Source organism: Streptomyces monashensis (genome assembly GCF_001866665.1).
In the GTDB taxonomy this organism is placed as follows: Bacteria; Actinomycetota; Actinomycetes; order Streptomycetales; family Streptomycetaceae; genus Streptomyces; species Streptomyces monashensis.
In genome coordinates this window covers 1-14,949 of the sequence record NZ_MLYO01000006.1, presented here as the reverse complement: position 1 = coordinate 14,949, position 14,949 = coordinate 1, and the positions used below count along the sequence as shown (strand labels likewise).

The window sequence follows — 14,949 nt, the reverse complement described above, 5'->3', positions numbered from 1 at the left end:
CTGTTGAGTTCTCAAGGAACGGTCGCTTCCTTTGTACTCACCCTCTCGGGCTTTCCTCCGGGCTTCCCTTCGGTGTTTCCGACTCTATCAGATCTTTTCTCGATCCGATTTCCTCGGTGCTTTCCGGGTTCCCGCTCCGCTTTCGCTTCGCGTTTCCCTTTCCGGCGGTTCCGACTCTATCAGATCCTTTCGGCGTCTGACTCCCAGTCGGCGGGTTGTCTTTGGGCTTTTGGATTTTCGTCCGTCGGCCTTTCGGCATTCACTACGTTAGCTCATTCCCTCGGCGGCTCATAATCGAGTCCCGCGAGTTCGAATTCCGGGCACGCAGGCGCGCCGAAATCGACCCCGCGAAGGGGTTGTAACTAGGTAGTGGGGGTGGCCGCTCCGGCTGCTGGCGATTGCCGTACCCGGTTCAGCGGCTCGGGATACGTTACGCACTTCGCCAGGACGCGTCAACTTGAGCGGCGCCTCGGGACATGGGCCCGATAGGGGCTCACCGTCGGGTCGTCGGCGACCCAGTAACGCCAGGGATGGACCTCGCCGTTGCCTCCTTCGCCGGCGACTCCGGTGCGCGGGCCGTTCCGTACCTGGTGAGCGGGGATCTTCGTACCCGTCAGCATGCGCAGGGGCGTCTCGCCCGTGGCGCACGCGTCCGTGCCGTTCAGGGCGCGGTCGATCTCCAGGGCGGTGGCCAGACGAGCCGGACCTTTGGCCAGTTCCTTGTCGTTACGGGCCGAAAGTCGACGTTTGCGGGCGAGGTCGGCGCCCTCGATCACCTCGCCCGCGCGGAGCAATACGGCGCTCGCCCGCCCTTCGGGGCCGCAGACGAGGTTCATGCAGTGCCACATGCCGTAGGTGAAGTAGACGTACACGTGTCCGGGGGGTCCGAACATCACCTCGTTGCGGGCGGTGCGGCCCCGGTAGGCATGTGAGCCGGGGTCGTTCGGGCCGTCGTACGCCTCCACCTCCGTGAGGCGGAGGGCGATCGGGCCGTCGGGGGTCGTACGTACGAGGACGCGGCCGAGCAGATCGGGTGCCACCTCCAGCACCGGGCGGTCGAAGAAGGCTCTGGGCAACGGCGTACGGTCCGGGGACGCGATCATGCCGCCCGAGATTAGTGCAGACGGGGCGCGGCACCGGCGGAACCGGTCGTAGGCGAAGCGCGTTTGTAGGGGTCAAGGATCCGTTCGTAAAGGGAGAGTCAATGGCGTTCAAGAAGCTGCTCGCGAGCCTCGGTGCGGGCGGGGCCTCGGTCGAGACCGTGCTGACGGAGGTCAACGCGGTGCCGGGCGGCGTCGTCCAGGGTGAGGTGCGCGTCCAGGGCGGATCCGTGAACCAGGACGTCGAGGGGTTGTCGGTCGGGCTCCAGGCCAGGGTCGAGGTGGAGAGCGGCGACCAGGAGTACAAGCAGGACATCGAGTTCACCAAGGTGCGGCTCGGCGGGGCCTTCGAGCTGCAGGCGGGCGCGGTGCACGCGGTGCCGTTCGGTCTGGAGATCCCCTGGGAGACGCCGGTCACGATGATCGACGGACAGGCGCTGCGCGGGATGCACATCGGGGTGACGACCGAGCTGGCGATCGCGCGGGCCGTGGACTCCGGCGATCTGGATCCCGTCAACGTGCACCCGCTGCCCGCGCAGAAGGCGATCCTGGACGCCTTCATCCGGCTGGGCTTCCGGTTCAAGAACGCGGACATGGAGCGGGGCCGCATCCGGGGTACGCGGCAGACCCTGCCCTTCTACCAGGAGATCGAGTTCTACCCGCCGTCGCAGTACCGGGGGCTGAACCAGGTCGAGCTGAGCTTCGTGGCCGACGCGCACGCGATGGACGTCGTACTGGAGATGGACAAGAAGCCGGGTCTGTTCAGCGAGGGTTCGGACACCTTCCGGTCCTTCCAGGTGGGGCTGAACGACTGGCAGGGGACCGACTGGGCGGCTTACCTCAACCAGTGGCTGTCCGAGGTCGGCAGCAAGCGCAACTGGTTCTAGGCTCGGGACCGCTGATTCCAGATCATCGATCAGGAGGTACCGAGGTGACCGAGCTGAAGCGGCGGCCGCTCCCCCATGATTTCCATCCGCCCGTGCCGTCGTTCACGGTGGCGAGCGAGGACGTCCGGGAGGGCGCGACGCTCAAGGACGCTCAGGTCTACGCGGAGGGCAACACCTCGCCGCAGCTGCGCTGGGAGGGATTCCCGCCGGAGACCAAGAGCTTCGCCGTGACCTGCTACGACCCCGACGCGCCGACCGGCAGCGGGTTCTGGCACTGGGTCCTGTTCGACATCCCGGCCTCGGTGACGGAGCTGCCGGCGGGTGCGGGCAGTGCCGGCTTCAAGGGGCTGCCGGCGGGTGCGGTGCACGTGCGCAACGACTACGGGTCGAAGGACTTCGGTGGTGCCGCGCCGCCGCCCGGGGACGGGCCGCACCGGTACGTGTTCACGGTGTACGCGGTGGACCAGGAGAAGCTCGGCCCGGACGGCGACGTGTCGCCCGCCGTCGTCGGATTCAATCTGCGGTTCCACGCGATCGCGCGTGCCCAGCTCATCGGTGAGTACGAGAACCCGGCGCGGGGCTGAGCGCAGCGCCGGGATTCAGTAGAGCGTTCATGGAACGTTCGCCCGCCTCCGGTCTTGGAAGTGATCGGAGGCGGGCATTTTTTATTGCGTTGTCCATCTCGGCGCGCCCGTCCAGAGTTGATCCAAGCCCGCCGGGGGCTGGGCAGGTGCGCACGGGAGGTGGGCTGGATGCGGGACACGCTGGTGCTGAACGCGAGCTTCGAGCCGCTGTCGACGGTGACCTTGAACCGAGCCGTCGTCCTGGTGCTCCAGGACAAGGCCGTCGTCGAGCAGGCCCATCCCGAGCTGCGCATGCGCGGTGCCGATGTGGACATACCCGCGCCGCGGGTGATCAGGCTGTGCAGGTATGTACGGGTGCCGTTCCGAAGACAGGCTCCGTGGTCGAGGCGGGGGGTGCTGGTCCGGGACCGGCACCGGTGCGCGTACTGCGGGCGCAGGGCGACGACGGTGGACCATGTGCTGCCGCGGGCGCAGGGTGGACAGGACACATGGCTGAATACCGTCGCCGCGTGTGCGGAGGACAATCACCGGAAGGCCGACAGGACTCCGGAGCAGGCGGGGATGGAGCTGCTGCGGGAGCCGTTCGAGCCGACGCCGGCCGACGCGATGCTCCTGGCTCTGGGGCAGGAGGACTTCGCCGCGCTGCCGGAGTGGCTTGCCCGGGATGCCGCCTGAGTGTCCGCCGGGTTCACTTCGGCGGCGGCATCCCGTGTGCCGCTAGTCGATGCTCGGCTTCTCCCGGCGTTCCGTGCCGTTGTTCTGGGGCGGGATGGGGTTGCCGCCGCCTCCCGAACCGCCGCCCAGGGGGCCGAAGTTGCCCATCGCGCCGGACAGGCCCTTGAGGGCGTCGCCGATCTCGCTCGGGACGATCCAGAGCTTGTTGGCGTCGCCTTCGGCGATCTTCGGGAGCATCTGGAGGTACTGGTAGGACAGGAGCTTCTGGTCCGGGTCGCCGGCGTGGATGGCTTCGAAGACCGTACGGACCGCCTGGGCCTCGCCCTCGGCGCGCAGGGCGGCGGCCTTGGCCTCGCCCTCGGCGCGCAGGATCTGGGACTGCTTCTCGCCCTCGGCGGTGAGGATGGCGGCCTGGCGCGTACCTTCGGCGGTGAGGATCGCGGCGCGCTTGTCACGGTCGGCGCGCATCTGCTTCTCCATCGAGTCCTGGATGGAGGTGGGCGGTTCGATGGCCTTCAGCTCGACGCGGTTGACGCGGATGCCCCACTTGCCGGTGGCCTCGTCGAGGACGCCGCGCAGGGCCGCGTTGATCTCCTCGCGGGAGGTGAGGGTGCGTTCGAGGTCCATGCCGCCGATGATGTTGCGGAGCGTGGTGACCGTCAGCTGCTCGATCGCCTGGATGTAGCTGGCGACCTCGTAGGTGGCGGCGCGGGCGTCCGTCACCTGGTAGTAGATCACCGTGTCGATGTTGACGACCAGGTTGTCCTGGGTGATCACCGGCTGGGGCGGGAACGGTACGACCTGTTCGCGCAGGTCGATGCGGTTGCGGATGGTGTCGATGAACGGGACCACGATGTTGAGGCCCGCGTTCAGGGTCCGCGTGTAGCGGCCGAAGCGCTCGACGATGGCGGCGCTGGCCTGTGGGATGACCTGGATGGTCTTGATCAGGGCGATGAAGACCAACACCACCAGAATGACCAGGACGATGATGACCGGTTCCATCGTGTTCCCCGTACCCCTCTCCGCCGCGCCTCTTCGGCAGATCCCGTGACTGTGGAAGATCTTGCTGGTCGAGTCTGACAGACTGGCGCCCAACTCGCTTGTCGGATGCCTCAGATGACGATCGCGGTGGCCCCCTCGATCTCCACGACGTCCACCTCCTGGCCGACTTCGTAGGCGCGGTCGGTGTCCAGGGCGCGGGCCGACCAGACTTCGCCGGCGAGTTTGATGCGGCCGCCGGTGCCGTCGACCCGCTCCAGTACGACGGCCTGCTTGCCTCTCAACGCGTCGATTCCGGTGGCGAGTCGGGGGCTCTGCCGGGTGTGCCGGGCGGCGATGGGCCGGACGACGGCGATGAGCGCGACGGAGACGATGACGAACGCGAGGACCTGGACGACGGCACCGAGGCCGAGTGCGGCGACGACCGCGGCAGCGACGGCGCCCACCGCGAGCATGCCGAACTCCGGCATCGCGGTGACGACGAGCGGGATCCCGAGAGCCGCCGCGCCGACGAGCCACCACACCCATGCGTCGATGTCGTTCACACGGTCATGGTAGGGCGGCGGCCGGACGGCGGACAGGGCGCGACGGGGGAAGCGCGGCGGGGTCAGGACAGGGGCAGGCCCTGGGCGGTCCAGCGGTCGCCGACCTGCTCGACGACGAGCGGGAGGCCGAAGCAGCGGGAGAGGTTGCGGGAGCTCAGCTCCAGCTCGATCGGGCCGGCGGCGAGGACCTTGCCCTGGCGGATCATGAGGACGTGGGTGAAGCCGGGCGCGATCTCCTCGACATGGTGCGTGACCATGATCATCGAGGGGGCGATCGGGTCGCGGGCGAGCCGGCCGAGGCGGCGGACCAGGTCCTCGCGGCCGCCGAGGTCGAGGCCGGCGGCGGGCTCGTCGAGGAGGAGCAGCTCGGGGTCGGTCATCAGGGCGCGGGCGATGAGGGTGCGCTTGCGCTCGCCCTCGGACAGGGTGCCGAACCTGCGGTCGAGGTAGTCGCTCATGCCGAGGCGGTCGAGGAACGCGCGGGCGCGCTGCTCGTCGACGTCCTCGTACTCCTCCCGCCAGCCGGCGGTCATGCCGTAGGCGGCGGTGAGGACGGTCTGGAGGACGGTCTGGCGCTTGGGGAGCTTCTCGGCGAGGGCGATGCCGGCCACGCCGATGCGGGGGCGCAGTTCGAAGACGTCGGTGCCGGGCGTGCCGAGGGTCTCGCCGAGGATCGTGGCGGTGCCCTTGCTGGGGTAGAGGTAGCTGGAGGCGACGTTCAGGAGGGTGGTCTTGCCCGCGCCGTTGGGGCCGAGGATGACCCAGCGCTCGCCCTCCTTCACCGACCAGGAGACCTGGTCCACCAGAGCCCGGCCCTCGCGGACCACGGATACGTCCTGAAGCTCCAGAACATCGCTCATGAGCGCGTTGTCTCCCCTTGCAGTGTGGCCGGTCTCGGCTGTCGCGTACGCCTGTGGCTCGGGCCGCCGCGCTTGTGGGCGAGGCCCTCATGAAATCTACGCCACGAGTGCCCCGCTCCATTCCATCGGTCCTGTCCTTAGGGTGGGGGCATGCTCTCGGAACCGCGTTCAGGACGCCTCGCCGCTTGGGGAAATGCCCTTTTGGCCGGACTTGCCTCTCCGGATGACGCCGCGCTCGCCATCGTCGGCGAGGACGCGGTGCACCGGGTGGAGGGGCTGCCCGGCGAGTCCGCTCCGGTCGGGCTGACGCTCGCGCTCGGGCGGCTGCGGACGCTGGGGGCGACGGGGCTGCGGGTGGCGCTGCCGGCGCCCGGCCATCCGCTGGGGCTGAGCGGTCCGCCGGAGTTCAACGCGCGGGCGCTGGAGGCCGAGGAGGCGGTGGTCTGCTTCGGGGCCGCCTTCGGTCTGGTCCCGGAGGTGTACGAGGCCGGGCCCGCGGGTGATGTGCACGCCGAGGTGGTCTGGCAGGTGCTGCCGGTGCGGGAGGCGCCGCCCGCGGACGTGCCGTCGCTGGGCGAGGCCGAGCGGGAACTGGCGGAGGCGCTGCGCGAGGCGACCGAGGTGTTGTCGAAGCTGGATGTCGCCGCGTCGGGTCCGGTGGCGGAGGCGGCGATCGACGCGTACCGGGCCCGGTCCGAGCGCGGCCGGGAGGTGCTGGCACCGGGGTATCCGCCGCGTGCGGTGCGGGTGCTGGAGCTGGCGCGGCGGGTCGCGCTGCTGGTGTCGCTGGCGTACGGCAACGGGCCCGGGGGTGCGGTCAGCGCCGGTGAGATGGCCGCGCGGGCCGAGGCCCTGCGGCCCGTGGAGCGAACGGCTCGGCGGGCTCAGGTGGCCGCGTACAACTCGATCGTGGAGGAGCGGGAGCGCGGGGCGCGCTGAATACGTGAACGGCTCCTCCCGGCAGGGGTGTCGGGAGGAGCCCGGAGCTGTGGTCGGCTGTGGTCGGCTGTGGTCGGCTGTTCGCGGCCTTGTCGCCGAACGCCGGGGTCGGCGCGCCGGCCGGATTGCCGCTGTCGCCGATCACGTTCACCGGCAGGTGCGCCGGGAGCTGGGCGACGTGCTGGCGATGACGCCTGGGGCTTCTCGGCCGGGCCGAGGGCGCCGGAGCCGGCGGCGGCATCGGCGGACGCGCCCGCGGCGATACCGGCGACGGCGGCGGTTCGAACCCGTCCGCGGCGGTCGCACGACAAACTGAAAGGCCTCCCGGTGCACACGGGAGGCCTGTGGTCAGTGTTCGGCGGCGCTCAGTGGTTGACGCCGAGGTTGCCGAAGGCCGGGTTCAGCGCGCCGATGACGCTCACGCTGTTGCCGACGGCGTTCACCGGGATGTGCACCGGCACCTGAGCGACATTGCCCGAGACGACACCCGGGGAGCCCTGGGCCTCGCCGGCGGCCTGGGAGCCACCGTGGGCGGAGGCCAGGCCCGCACCGGCCGCCACCAGACCACCGGCGGCAATCGTCACGGCCGCTGCCTTCTTCAGGTTCTTCACTTTCCAACCCCTCCTAGGCGTTCACCACGGCGGTTCGCCGCGGCACGCACTGGAGAACGGCGTGGCTCGCCGGAGGATGCGCCGTCCGGGTGACATTCCCACGACGGTATGAATCTCAGTCCGGAACCTGACCCTTGAGGTTGCCGTGCGTGACGGCCGTGGTGGCGCGGCGGGGAGGCGCCGGAGCGGGTGTCTCAGCCGCTCACGCCGTGGCGCACGGCCCACAGCGCCGCCTGGGTGCGGTCGGCGAGGTCGAGTTTCATCAGGATGTTGGAGACGTGCGTCTTGACCGTCTTCTCGGACAGGACGAGGGCGCGGGCTATCTCGCGGTTGGAGCGGCCGTCCGCGATCAGGCCGAGCACCTCGCTCTCCCGCTCGGTGAGCGAACCGCCCCTGCCCTGGCCGGAGTTGGAGTCCTCCTGGGAGAGCAGGGCCTCGGCGACCTCGGGCTGGAGCAGGACGTGGCCGGCGTGCACGGAGCGGATGGCGCCGGCGAGGGCGTCGGGGTCCACGTCCTTGTAGACGTACCCGGCGGCACCCGCGCGCAGGGCCGGGACGACCGTGCGCTGTTCGGTGAAACTGGTGACGATGAGCACGCGCGCGGGGTTGGCGAGTTCACGGAGCTTGCGCAGCGCCTCGATGCCGTCCATGCCCGGCATCTTGACGTCCATCAGGACGACGTCCGGGCGCAGTTCCTCGGCACGGGCGACTCCCTCGGCGCCGTCGGCGGCCTCACCGACCACCTCGATGTCGTCCTGGACCTCCAGGAAGGTGCGCAGGCCCCGGCGGACGACCTGGTGGTCGTCGACGAGCAGCACCTTGATCGGGTCAGCCACCGGGGACCTCCAGCTCGATCGTGGTGCCCTTGCCGGGCACCGATTCCACGGTCAGCGTGCCGCCGACCCCGCTCGCCCGGTCCCGCATCGAGACCAGGCCCAGATGCCGGCCGGCGCTGCGGACGGCCTGCGGGTCGAAGCCGGTGCCGTCGTCGCTGACGCGCAGCACCGCGCCGCCGCCGCGCCGGTCCACGCTCACCGCGACGCGCTCGGCGCCGGAGTGGCGCAGCGCGTTGTGCAGGGCCTCCTGGGCGACCCGGAGCAATGCCTCCTCCTGGGCCGCGGGCAGGGCGCGGACGCCGGTACTGGTGAAGGTCACGCGCGCGGTGTGCGCGCGGTCGAGGACCTGGGTCTGGGTGCGCAGGGTGGCGATCAGACCGTCCTCGTCGAGGGCGGCGGGGCGCAGCTCCACGACGGCGGCGCGCAGTTCGTCGACCGCCTCGCCGGCGAGCGCGGCGACCTGCTGGAGCTCGCCCTTCGCCCGCGCGGGGTCGCGGTCGACCAGCGCGGCGGCGGCCTGGGCGGTCAGGCGCAGCGAGAAGAGCTTCTGGCTGACCGCGTCGTGCAGCTCGTGGGCGAGGCGGGAGCGTTCCTCGGCGATGGTGAGTTCGCGGCTGCGTTCGTAGAGCCGGGCGTTGGTGAGGGCGATGGCGGCGTGCTGGGCGAGGATGGAGAGCAGTTCCTCGTCCTCCGCGGTGAAGCCGCAACTGCCTTCCGGCTTAGGGCAGTTCTTGTTCGCGAGGAAGAGGGCGCCGAGGACCTCGTCGCCGTCGCGGACGGGCAGGCCCAGGAAGTCGACCAGGTCGGGGTGAGCGGTCGGCCAGCCCTCGAAGCGGGGGTCCTTGCGCACGTCGGCGAGGCGCTCGGGGCGGGCCTCGTGCAGCATCGCGGCGAGGATGCCGTGCTGGCGGGGCAGCGGGCCGATGGCCTTCCACTGGGCGTCGCTGACACCGTCGACGACGAACTGGGCGAAACCGCCATGGTCGTCGGGGACGCCGAGGGCGGCGTACTGCGCGTCGAGCAGCTCGCGGGCGGAGGCGACGATCGTCTTGAGGACGTCGCGCACCTCCAGGTGCCTGCTCATGGCCAGCAACGCGGCACTCACCGCGGCGAGGCCGGACCGGGGGCCTTGACTCATGTCCTCACGGTACCGGCGGGGTGTGACACCACGGATCGGACCGCCGCCGCCCCCGATCAGGTCCGCTGGACCTAGGACCACCGGCCCAGGCATCCGGTCCGGGGTGTACGGGGTGTGCCGAAGGGCCTGTGCGCGGTGCGGCTCGCGTCGGGGGCGGCCCCGCCGCGGGAGCCGGGCGGACACGCGCGCGTACGCCGCACGCGTACGGGCACGCGCGCGGGGACAGAGGTTGTGCCGGAGGGGGCCGCCGAGGGCGCCGTGCGGAGCGGCGGAGGCGCACGAGCCGTGGCGCCTGCGAGGGGGGTGGACCGGGCTCTGCCTGTGGCACGACATCGGCGGCGTCCCTCTCATCCTCGCGGAGGAGAACCCTCACACAGAGCATTGCGATGGCAACTCCTCGTGAGAATTCCACGGGCGGGATGTGAGCCCGCACATAGGGTCCACATCACGTACGAAGGGACATAGGAGATAAACCTTCCCCGCCCGAACGGGAAAGACGGTCCAATCTGTCCCGTTTTGCCCTTCGCGGCTCCACTACCCGGGATCGTACGTCACACCTTTGCCTGGGCATTTTGCGCCAGCTAAGAATTGCTCTCGTCGCTCAGCGCCGTGGTCCTGAGGCCCGCGGCGTTCGTGCGGGAGGAACCGATTCCCCCGGCGGACGCAGGAGCGACCTCCGCGCTCACGAGAGGTCCATCAGCCATGCCCAAGAACGTTCTCACCCGAGTTCATACCCGCGCCCTGACCAAGCAGGGCAAGATCGCCGTCGCCGGTGTCGCCGCTCTGGGCACCGCCGCCCTCGCCTTCTCGGCCGCCCCCGGCCACTCCGGCACGGTCACCGGCGCCCCGGCCGCTCACGTCCAGGTCGCGGGCAGCAGCACGGCGCTGAAGAACGTCAAGGGCACGGTCACCGACCAGGCCGCCGCCGACACGGTCAAGCTCGACCGCATCGCCGCGCAGAAGAAGGCCGACGAGGCCGCCGCGGCCAAGAAGGCCGCCGACCAGGCCGCCGCGAAGAAGGCCGCCCAGGACCGCGCCGCCTCCCAGGCCGCGAACCGCTCCGTCCAGCGCCCCCAGATGGAGACGGTCGCCGCCACGAAGACGTACGCCAACAACCTCGACGGCTGGATCCGCGAGTCCCTGGACATCATGCGCTCCAAGGGCATCCCCGGCTCCTACAACGGTCTGTACCGCAACATCATCCGGGAGTCCTCGGGCAACCCGATGGCCATCAACAACTGGGACATCAACGCCGCCAACGGCATCCCCTCCAAGGGTCTGCTCCAGGTGATCCAGCCCACCTTCAACACGTACCACGTGTCGGGCACGTCCTGGGACATCTACAACCCGGTCGCCAACATCACCGCCGCCGCCAACTACGCGGCGCACCGTTACGGCTCGATGGACAACGTCAACAGCGCGTACTGAGGCCTGGCGCGGACCTCAGCTACGTAAGCCGAAGGGCGGCACCCCGGAAACGGGGGCCGCCCTTCGGTGTCGTACGGGCGCGGTTACTTGCGCATGACCTCCGGCTCGTGGCGGCGCAGGAAGCGGGCCACGAAGAAGCCGCAGATCACACCGAGCGCGATCAGCGCGATCATGTCCAGGGTCCAGGCCCCGGCCGTGTGGTTCCACAGCGGGTCGGTGCTGGACGGGTTGTCGGTGTTGGGCGAGATGTTGTTGAAGTCCAGCGTGGCGCCGGCCGCGGCCACCGCCCAGCGCGACGGCATCAGGTACGAGAACTCGTTGACGCCGAGCGTGCCGTGCAGGGTGAACAGGCAGCCGGTGAAGACGACCTGGATGATCGCGAACATCACCAGCAGCGGCATGGTCTTCTCGGCGGTCTTCACCAGCGAGGAGATCACCAGGCCGAACATCATCGAGGTGAAGCCGAGCGCCATGATAGGCAGGCACAGCTCGAACAGCGTCGAGCTGCCGAGCACCACGCCCTGGTCCGGGATCGTCCGGCTGGCGAAGCCGATCACGCCGACCAGCAGTCCCTGGAGCACGGTGACGGCGCCGAGCACGACCACCTTGGACATCAGGTACGCCGACCGGGACAGACCCGTCGCGCGTTCCCGCTCGTAGATGACCCGTTCCTTGATCAGCTCGCGGACCGAGTTCGCGGCGCCCGCGAAGCACGCGCCGACGGCGAGGATCAGCAGCACCGTGGTGGCCGTGCCGTTCGGGATGTGCGCGCCGGTGATCTTGTTGATCATCGGGTTCACCAGCAGGCCCCGCTTGTGGTCGATCAGGAGGCTGACCGAGCCGAGCACCGCCGGCAGGATCACCGTCAGCGCCAGGAAGCCCTTGTCGGAGACGATCACCGACACATAGCGCCGGATCAGGGTCAGCAGCTGCGAACCCCACGGCTGGGGCTTCGGCGGCCTGATGGCCTGCATCGGAGGCATGTGCTGTACGGACTGCGGGGTCGCCGCGTCCACGTCCGCCGCGTACATCTGGTAGTGCTGCGAACCCTTCCAGCGGCCCGCCCAGTCGTAGTCGCGGTAGTTCTCGAAGGCGGAGAAGACGTCGGCCCAGCTGTCGTAGCCGAAGAAGTTCAGCGCCTCCTCCGGCGGGCCGAAGTACGCCACCGAACCGCCGGGCGCCATCACCAGGAGCTTGTCGCAGATCGCCAGCTCGGCCACGGAGTGGGTGACGACGAGGACGGTGCGGCCGTCGTCGGCGAGGCCCCGCAGCAGCTGCATGACGTCACGGTCCATGCCCGGGTCGAGACCGGAGGTCGGCTCGTCCAGGAAGATCAGCGACGGCTTGGTGAGCAGCTCCAGCGCCACCGAGACACGCTTGCGCTGGCCGCCGGACAGGGAGGTGACCTTCTTGTCCTTGTGGATGTCGAGCTTCAGCTCGCGCAGCACCTCGTCGATACGGGCGTCGCGCTCCTGCGCCGTGGTGTCGGCCGGGAAGCGCAGCTTGGCCGCGTACTTCAGGGCCTTCTTGACGGTCAGCTCCTTGTGCAGGATGTCGTCCTGCGGGACCAGACCGATGCGCTGGCGCAGCTCGGCGAACTGCTTGTACAGGTTCCGGTTGTCGTACAGCACCTCGCCCTGGTTGGCGGGCCGGTAGCCGGTGAGCGCCTTGAGCAGGGTGGACTTGCCGGAGCCGGACGGGCCGATGACCGCGATCAGCGACTTCTCCGGGACACCGAAGGAGACGTCCTTCAGGATCTGCTTGCCGCCGTCGACCGTGACGGTCAGGTGGCGCGCGGAGAAGGAGACCTCGCCGGTGTCGACGAACTCCTCCAGCCGGTCGCCGACGATCCGGAAGGTGGAGTGACCGACACCGACGATGTCGGCCGGGCCGAGCAGCACCGAGCCGCCCTTGGCGATCGGCTGGCCGTTGACGTACGTGCCGTTGTGCGAGCCCAGGTCGCGGATCTCGAAGCGGCCGTCGGGCGTCGAGTGGAACTCGGCGTGGTGCCGCGAGACCTGCAGGTCGGAGACGACCAGTTCGTTCTCCAGGGCACGGCCGATGCGCATGACGCGGCCGACCGAGAACTGGTGGAACGTGGTCGGGCTGCGGTCGCCGTGGGCCGGCGGTGCCCCCGCGCCACCACCGGGTGCCGCTTGCGCGTACGGGTCGGCGGGCCCCGCCTGCTGCGGGAACGCCGACGCCTGCGGCTGCTGTTGCCACCCGGCCTGCTGCGGCACGGCCTGCTGCGGTACCGCCGCCTGCGGTGCGGCGGCGGCCTGCTGCGGGGCCTGCTGGGCCCAGCCCGGCGCACCGGCGCCCTGCGCGGCGTACGGCGCGGGCTGCCGGCCCGCCGCGGCACCGGACAGATTCAGCCGCGGTCCGTCGGTCGCGTTGCCGAGGTGCAGCGCCGTGCCCGGGCCGATCTCCACCTGCTGGATCCGTCGGCCCTGCACGAACGTGCCGTTGGTGCTGCCGTGGTCCTCGATGACCCAACTACGGCCGTCGAAACGGACCGTGGCGTGCCGCCAGGACACCCTGGCGTCGTCGAAGACGATGTCACCCTGCGGATCGCGGCCGAGGGTGTACGGCCTGGACGGATCCAGCGTCCAGGTCCGTCCGTTTGATTCCAGAACGAGTTCAGGCACTCCATGCCCCACTGAGTTGTCCCCCGAATTACCCCCATCGCAGGGAGTCTAGGGATGTCGAACATCGGGAGGAACTATTTCAGGCTCCGGCCCCTGACCGAAACCCGGGCCTTGTCACGAATGCGTCCGTGCGCTGCAACATGCGCCGTTGACGGGGTTGAAATCCACCCGGAGAGTGGTATTCCCGGCGAGGGGGACAAGCGCGGCCGGGCCATCGCGCCGCGGTTCGACGGGATCCGCCAGGAGGGGATCGGGGGCTGCCATGAGGTCTGCCACGCGCGCCGGGACCGCACGGCGCGCCGGGAAGGTCCCCTGGGCCGACGTCCTGTTGTCCGCCGTCGCGGCGGTGAGCTGGGCGTTGGCCGGGATGGCCGGCACCGCCGCGCTCGGGCTGCATCTGCTGCAGGCGGACGCGGCCGGCTCACTGGGCCCCATGACGGCGGCCGTTGTGGCGCTCGGGGCGGGTGGTTCGGTCGTACCGTCGGGCGATGTGTCCGCTTTCGGACTGAAAGGCAACGCGGCGCACACGGCCATCGAGATCACGCCACTCGGGGTGAGTCTGGTCGGTGCCCTGCTGTTGTCGTGGTTCTTCCTACGGTCCTTGCGCACGGCGGGAGTTGTGATCGCGCCCGCCGAACTCCTCGCGCGCGCGGGCACGGTGGTCGCGCTCTTCGTCGCGCTGCTGGGCGGGCTCGCCCGGGCGGGGCACGACGTCATCACCGTCGACGGCGGCTCACTCGGCACGGGCGGCACGGGTGGAAAGGGGGGCGGCGGGCCGGCCCTGCCCGGCATCGGGGACGCGGGCGGACTGCTGCCGCACGGGATCGGCGGTCTGATCCACGCCAGGGCCGGCGTCGGTTTCACCGTGGACGCCCCGGCCACGCTGCTGGGCGGGCTCGGCTGGTGCGCCGGGGTGCTGCTGGTCGCGCTGCTGGCCGCGCGTCGCGCGCCGCTGCCGCCGGGCTGGTCCGCCGTGCACCGGGTGGTCCGGCCGGCGGTCTCGGCGCTCGTCACCGTGCTCCTGCTGACCGTCGCGGCCGGACTCGCGGCGGCGGTGTACGCGGCGACCGGCGACGACCATCCGCGCCGGATCGCCGGAGCGGCCCTGCTCGGTGCCCCGAACGGCGTCTGGCTCGGTCTGCCCCTCGGCCTGTTCGTCCCCTGGGACGGTCACGCCACGGGGCTGCTGCGCGCCTTCCTCCCTCACCCGCTGGACCAGTTCCTCGGCACGCCCGCCGACCGGCCGGTGACCCTGGCCCGGCTGGCGGGCCTCGACGGCCGGGTGTGGCTGCTGGGGGTGGCGGCAGTCCTGGCGATGCTGCTGGCCGGCGTACTGACGGCGGTCCGCACACCGGTGGTACGACGGCCCGGCGGCCACGGGGTACGCGCGCGCGGTGGCGCCCTCGGTCGTGGAGGCACGCCGCCCGGTGGCGCCCTCGGCCACATGGGGCCGAGGCCGGGCAGCGCCCTCGATCGCCCGGTCGGGCCGTCCGACAGCGCTCTCGGCCTGGCCGCCCGCTGTGCGCTGCGCCTGGCCGTCGTGACGGCGCTCGCCGTCCCTCTGCTCGCCCGGCTGACGGATGTCTCCGTGACCGCGTCCCTGTCCGTGCTCGGCTTCGACGCCTTCGGCGCGGGCATCACCCTGCACGGCCACGTCGGCGCCGCGCTCCTGCTGGGGGCGGCGTGGGGGGCGGGGGCC

At 70.6% G+C, this 14,949-nt stretch carries 14 protein-coding genes and 1 pseudogene; 6 read left to right on the top strand and 9 right to left on the bottom strand.

Features of this window, described 5'->3' with window-relative positions:
• Window positions 1-452: 452 nt before the first annotated feature.
• Complete coding sequence (locus BIV23_RS00580; protein WP_071378688.1) at window positions 453-1,103, bottom strand: DNA-3-methyladenine glycosylase; 651 nt, start codon at window positions 1,101-1,103, stop codon at window positions 453-455.
• A 101-nt stretch (window positions 1,104-1,204) separates the two neighbouring features.
• On the opposite strand from BIV23_RS00580, the gene BIV23_RS00575 reads away from it, so the two are divergent.
• The 3 genes from BIV23_RS00575 to BIV23_RS00565 all read left to right on the top strand — a co-directional run bounded on the left by BIV23_RS00575 (window position 1,205) and on the right by BIV23_RS00565 (window position 3,246).
• Window positions 1,205-1,987 carry a sporulation protein gene (locus BIV23_RS00575; RefSeq protein ID WP_071378687.1) on the top strand — a complete coding sequence of 261 codons (783 nt, stop codon included), beginning with the start codon at window positions 1,205-1,207 and terminating at the stop codon, window positions 1,985-1,987.
• Window positions 1,988-2,031: 44 nt separating this feature from the next.
• Window positions 2,032-2,571 (top strand): YbhB/YbcL family Raf kinase inhibitor-like protein, encoded by a 540-nt coding sequence (locus BIV23_RS00570; protein ID WP_071378686.1) that lies wholly within the window; start codon window positions 2,032-2,034, stop codon window positions 2,569-2,571.
• 168 nt (window positions 2,572-2,739) lie between these two features.
• On the top strand, window positions 2,740-3,246 hold the full coding sequence (locus BIV23_RS00565) for an HNH endonuclease (protein WP_071378503.1): 507 nt from the start codon (window positions 2,740-2,742) through the stop codon (window positions 3,244-3,246).
• Between the two features lie 42 nt (window positions 3,247-3,288).
• Here the strand turns inward: BIV23_RS00565 and BIV23_RS00560 are convergent, their stop codons facing one another.
• The 3 genes from BIV23_RS00560 to BIV23_RS00550 all read right to left on the bottom strand — a co-directional run bounded on the left by BIV23_RS00560 (window position 3,289) and on the right by BIV23_RS00550 (window position 5,650).
• Window positions 3,289-4,248 (bottom strand): SPFH domain-containing protein, encoded by a 960-nt coding sequence (locus BIV23_RS00560; RefSeq protein ID WP_071378685.1) that lies wholly within the window; start codon window positions 4,246-4,248, stop codon window positions 3,289-3,291.
• Between the two features lie 110 nt (window positions 4,249-4,358).
• On the bottom strand, window positions 4,359-4,790 hold the full coding sequence (locus BIV23_RS00555; protein WP_071378684.1) for an NfeD family protein: 432 nt from the start codon (window positions 4,788-4,790) through the stop codon (window positions 4,359-4,361).
• Window positions 4,791-4,852: 62 nt separating this feature from the next.
• Complete coding sequence (locus BIV23_RS00550) at window positions 4,853-5,650, bottom strand: ABC transporter ATP-binding protein (RefSeq protein ID WP_071378683.1); 798 nt, start codon at window positions 5,648-5,650, stop codon at window positions 4,853-4,855.
• Window positions 5,651-5,800: 150 nt separating this feature from the next.
• Between BIV23_RS00550 and BIV23_RS00545 the strand changes: the two genes are divergently transcribed.
• Window positions 5,801-6,589, top strand: coding sequence for a hypothetical protein (locus BIV23_RS00545; protein ID WP_079172836.1), 789 nt, complete (start codon window positions 5,801-5,803; stop codon window positions 6,587-6,589).
• Window positions 6,590-6,680: 91 nt separating this feature from the next.
• Here the strand turns inward: BIV23_RS00545 and BIV23_RS53770 are convergent.
• The 4 genes and pseudogenes from BIV23_RS53770 to BIV23_RS00530 all read right to left on the bottom strand — a co-directional run.
• Window positions 6,681-6,830 (bottom strand): annotated as a pseudogene (locus tag BIV23_RS53770) (chaplin family protein); the annotation flags it as partial.
• A 124-nt stretch (window positions 6,831-6,954) separates the two neighbouring features.
• Window positions 6,955-7,200, bottom strand: a complete 246-nt coding sequence (locus tag BIV23_RS00540; RefSeq protein ID WP_071378681.1) for a chaplin — start codon at window positions 7,198-7,200, stop codon at window positions 6,955-6,957.
• 194 nt (window positions 7,201-7,394) lie between these two features.
• Window positions 7,395-8,036, bottom strand: a complete 642-nt coding sequence (locus BIV23_RS00535) for a response regulator (protein ID WP_071378680.1) — start codon at window positions 8,034-8,036, stop codon at window positions 7,395-7,397.
• The gene (locus tag BIV23_RS00530) at window positions 8,029-9,174 is read right to left on the bottom strand and encodes a GAF domain-containing sensor histidine kinase (RefSeq protein ID WP_071378679.1); all 1,146 of its coding nucleotides are present in this window, start codon (window positions 9,172-9,174) and stop codon (window positions 8,029-8,031) included. The genes BIV23_RS00535 and BIV23_RS00530 overlap by 8 nt, the downstream gene beginning before the upstream one ends.
• Before the next feature lie 702 nt (window positions 9,175-9,876).
• Here BIV23_RS00530 and BIV23_RS00525 point away from each other — a divergent pair.
• Window positions 9,877-10,602 carry a transglycosylase SLT domain-containing protein gene (locus BIV23_RS00525; protein ID WP_071378678.1) on the top strand — a complete coding sequence of 242 codons (726 nt, stop codon included), beginning with the start codon at window positions 9,877-9,879 and terminating at the stop codon, window positions 10,600-10,602.
• 83 nt (window positions 10,603-10,685) lie between these two features.
• Here the strand turns inward: BIV23_RS00525 and BIV23_RS00520 are convergent, their stop codons facing one another.
• Window positions 10,686-13,250, bottom strand: coding sequence for an FHA domain-containing protein (locus tag BIV23_RS00520; protein ID WP_071378677.1), 2,565 nt, complete (start codon window positions 13,248-13,250; stop codon window positions 10,686-10,688).
• 262 nt (window positions 13,251-13,512) lie between these two features.
• Between BIV23_RS00520 and BIV23_RS00515 the strand changes: the two genes are divergently transcribed.
• Window positions 13,513-14,949, top strand: a 1,437-nt coding sequence (locus BIV23_RS00515; RefSeq protein ID WP_071378676.1) for a streptophobe family protein, incomplete at its 3' end; no start/stop codon positions are given.